The sequence below is a fragment of the Streptomyces sp. MA5143a genome (assembly GCF_900290235.1).
Lineage (GTDB): Bacteria > Actinomycetota > Actinomycetes > Streptomycetales > Streptomycetaceae > Streptomyces.
The window spans coordinates 1-4,559 of the sequence record NZ_OLMK01000156.1 but is presented as its reverse complement, the minus strand read 5'-3'; the positions used below and the strand labels follow the sequence as shown (position 1 = coordinate 4,559).

Annotated in this window: 1 pseudogene; it reads right to left on the bottom strand. The window is 74.3% G+C overall.

The window, feature by feature from the left end:
• A pseudogene (locus SMA5143A_RS42230) lies at window positions 1–4,513 on the bottom strand (SDR family NAD(P)-dependent oxidoreductase); the annotation flags it as partial.
• Window positions 4,514–4,559 lie beyond the last annotated feature (46 nt).

Below are 4,559 nucleotides of genomic sequence, written 5' to 3'. Positions count from 1 at the left end.
CCTCCAACGCGAACAGGGCAGGCTGAGCCCACCCCGTGGACTCCAGCACCTCGGCGGGACCGCCGAACACCACGTCCCTCAACGAACCCGGCAACAACCCCTCAAACCCCGCACACACCTCGTCGAAAGCGGAAGCGAACACCGGGAACGCCTCATACAGACCACGCCCCATCCCCACCCGCTGCGAACCCTGACCCGAGAACACCACCGCCAGACCACCGCCCGAGGGCGTGTCGGTCGCGGGGGCTCCGTTCTCGGCGAGGCCCGTGAGCGCCTCGTGGAGCTGGTCGAGGTCGGTGGCCGTGAGGACGGTGGCGGTGGGCAGGACCGCTCGGGTGGTGGCCAGTGAGAGCGCGAGGTCGGGCAGCCGTACGTCGGGGCGTTCGGCCAGGAAGGCGGCGTACCGGGCCGCCTGGGCGCTCAGGGCCGCGTCGTCGTGGGCGGAGAGGACGAGCGGGACGACGGACGGTCCCTGTTCCGCGCCCTCCGACTCCGGTGCCGTCCCCGGTACCGACTCCGGCTCCGTGTGGGGGCCGGGGCCCGGCTGTGCGGGTGCGTCGGGTTGTTCGAGGACGACATGGGCGTTGGTGCCGCTGATCCCGAACGACGACACGCCCGCCCGGCGCGGTCGGCCGGTGTCCGGCCAGACCCGTGCCTCCGTCAGCAGCTCCACCGAGCCGGCCGACCAGTCGACTTCGGGGGTCGGCTCGTCCACGTGCAGGGTGCGGGGCAGTAGGCCGTGGCGCAGTGCCAGGACCGTCTTGATGACGCCCGCCGCACCGGCCGCCGCCTGGGAGTGGCCGATGTTCGACTTCAACGACCCCAGATACAGCGGTCGTTCGCGGTCCTGCCCGTACGTCGCGAGCAGGGCCTGTGCCTCGATCGGGTCACCGAGCCGCGTCCCCGTGCCGTGCGCCTCCACCGCGTCCACATCCGTGGGTGACAGTCCCGCGCCCGCCAACGCGTCGAGGATGACGCGTTGTTGGGACGGCCCGTTCGGCGCCGTCAGACCGTTCGACGCACCGTCCTGGTTCACCGCCGAACCCCGCACCACCGCCAACACCGGATGACCAAGGCGACGGGCGTCCGACAACCGCTCCACCACCAGCACCGCCGCGCCTTCCCCGAGGGCGAAGCCGTCGGCGGCGGCGGCGAAGGACTTGCTGCGGCCGTCGCGGGCGAGGGCCTGCTGGCGGCTGAAGCCCACGAAGGAGGCGGGTTCGGACATGACGGCCGCTCCGCCGGCGAGCGCGAGGTCGCACTCCCCCGCCCGCAGCGCCTGCACGGCGAGGTGGAGGGCGACCAGGGAGGACGAGCAGGCCGTGTCGACGGTCACCGCCGGGCCCTCCAGGCCGAGCGTGTACGCGATGCGGCCGGAGGCGACGCTGGCGGCCGCTCCGGTGGCGAAGTAGCCCTCGACGTCGGTGGCCGCGTCCAGTAACCGTGCCGTGTGGCCCTGTTCGCTGACGCCCACGTAGACGCCCGTACGGCTGCCGCGCAGCGTCGACGGATCGATCGCGGCCCGCTCCAGGGCCTCCCACGAGGTCTCCAGCAGGAGCCGCTGCTGGGGGTCCATCGCCGGCGCCTCGCGGGGCGAGATGTTGAAGAACGCCGGGTCGAAGAGGGCGGCGTCGGAGAGGAAGCCGCCGTGGTCGACGTAACTGGAGTCCGGTGCCGTCCCGTCGGGGTCGTGGAGCCGGTGCAGGGGCCAGCCGCGGTCCGTGGGGAACGGGCCGATGAGGTCCGCCTCCTCGGTGAGGGCCCGCCACAGCTCCTCCGGGGAGCCGATGCCGCCGGGGAGACGGCAGCCCATCGCGACGACGGCGATCGGGTCGTCGCCGTCGATGGCGGCCCTGACCGCGACCGGCGCCGGGCGTTCCCGCTCGCCGAGGAGCTTCTGGCCGAGGAACACGGCGAGGGCGGTGACGGTGGGATGGTCGAAGATCAGGGTGCTGGGGAGCCGTACGCCGCTGGCCGCGGCGAGCCGGTTGCGCAGGTCGACGGCGGTGAGCGAGTCGAAGCCGAGTTCCTTCAGGGCCCGCCCGGGGTCCACGGCGGCGGGGTCGGGGTGGCCGAGGACCGCCGCCGCGTGTTCGCGCACCAGCTCGCGCAGGGCGCGGGTGCGGGCGGCGCCGTCGAGGTCGGCGAGGCGGCGGGCGAGCGCGGACGGGGCGGTGCCGGTCGCCGTCTCCTCGGGTACGGCGGGTCGGGCCTCGGGGATGTCGTCCAGCAGACGGCTGGGCCGCCCGGAGGTGAAGACCTCGGCGAACCGTTCCCAGTCGACGTCGGCGAGGATCACCGAGACCTCTCCGTCGGCGAGGACCGTGCTCAGCCCGGCGACGGCGGTCTCCGGGTCGATGACGGGCAGGCCGGTGGCGCGGAGTTGGTCGTAGATGGTGTCGGAGACCATGCCGCCGCCCGACCAGGGCCCCCAGGCCACCGACAGGGTGGGCACCCCGTCGGCGCTGCGCCGCTCGGCGCGCGCGTCGAGCACCGCGTTGCCCGCCGCGTAGACGGCGTGGTCGCCGGCACCCCAGACGGCGGTGATGGAGGAGAAGTAGACGACGGCGTCCAACTGATCGGGGGCGAGGACGGCTTCGAGGTTCTCGATGCCGGTCACCTTGGCGCCGAGGACAGTGACCAGGTCCTCGAACGGGGCGTCGGCGACGGGGCCGAGGACGCCCACGCCGGCGGCGTGCACGACGGCGCGGATCGGGTCTCCGTCGCGTTCGATGCCGGCGAGGGCGGTGGCCAGGGCGGCACGGTCACCGGTGTCGCAGGCCAGCAGCGTGACCCGTACGCCGGTCTCCTCCAGCTCGGTCCGCAGCGCGTCGGCGCCGGGTGCGTCGGCGCCCCTCCTGCTGAGCAGCACGAGGTGCTCGGCGCCGTCCCGGGCGAGCCAGCGGGCGACGTGGGCGCCGAGCGCACCGGTGCCGCCGGTGACGAGGACGGTGCCGCGTGGTGTCCAGCCCGGGTTGCCGTTCGCCGTGGGCGCGGCGTGCACGAGACGCCGGGCGAGCACCCCGGAGGGCCGTACCGCGACCTGGTCCTCGCCGTCGGTGCCGACGAGCACGGCGAGGAGCCGGTCGGTGGCGGCCTGGTCGACGGTGGCGGGGAGATCGACGAGACCGCCCCAGTGGTGGGGCAGTTCGACTGCGGCGGCGCGTCCCAGCGCCCAGACGGCGGCCTGCGCCGGGTCGGCGGGCCCGGCGTCGTCGGCGGTGCCGACGGCGCCCCGGGTAACGCACCACAGCGGTGCGGTGGTGCCGGTCCTGACGAGCGCCTGGAAGAGGGCGAGCGTGGTGGCGAGACCGGTGGGCACGACCGGGTCGGCCGTGTGCGGTGTGCTGTCGGCGCCGGTCAGGGTCACCACGCCGGTCGGCGCGATCTCACGGACGCGTGCGGCGAGGGTGTCGGCGTCGTCGTCCGGCGCCACGGTCAGGGTCACCGCCCGCTCGGCACGCTCCCGCAGGGCGTCGGCCGCCGCCAGGAGCCCCGGATCGTCCCGCAGCGCCTCCGGTACGGCGACGAGCCAGGTGCCCGGCAGTTCGGCGGGCGCCGGGGGCGGGTTCAGGGGACGCCAGTCGACGGTGTAGCGCCACGCGTCGACCGTGCCGCGCCGACGTCGGTCGCGACGCCAGGACGACAGCGCGGGCAGCACGGCGCTCAGCGCGGGTTCGTCGGCCGGCAGGTCCAGGGCGGCCGCGAGCGCGGTGACGTCCTGCTCCTCGACGGCCTGCCAGAACTCCTCGTGCGCCGGGTCGGCCACGGCCACGCCGGGAAGCGTCTGCGGCCAGTGGCGGCGCCGTTGGAAGGCGTAGGTGGGCAGCTCGACCGGTTCACCGACGGGCGGAGTGCTCCGGTGATCGGCGTACGCCGGGGACCAGTCCACGCGTACGCCGCCGACGGCGAGTTCGGCGAGGGAGGCGAACATCCGGGCCGCACCGCCCTCGTCCCGACGCAACGTCCCGACCACCAGCGGCTCGACGTCCGCCTTCTCGACGGTCTCCGCGAGGGGAGCGAGCAGGACGGGGTGGGGGCTGGCCTCGACGAAGACGGTGTGCCCGGCTTCGACGAGCCTCGCCACCGTCGACTCCAGCCGCACGGTGGACCGCAGATTGCGATACCAGTACTCCGCGTCCAGCCCAGACGTGTCGAACCGGTCGGCGGTCACCGTGGAGAAGAAGGGGATCCGGGACGCCGTCGGCTCCAAGTCGCCCAGCAGATCCAGGAGTTCGTCGTGGATCTGCTCGACATGCGCGGAGTGCGAGGCGTAGTCCACCTCGACCCGCCGGGCACGCGCGCCCCGCGCCTCCGCCTCGACGATCACTTCGTCCAGACCCTCCGGCGTACCCGCCACAACCACCGAGGACGGACCATTGACCGCCGCCACCTCCACCCGTCCGTCCGCCACCGGGGCGAACTGCTCCACCTCCACCACCGGGAGTTGCACGGAGGCCATACCGCCCTTGCCGGACAGGGCCAGGATCGCCTGGGACCGAAGGGCGACCACCCGCGCTCCGTCCGCCAAGGACAACCCCCCGGCCACGACGGCGGCC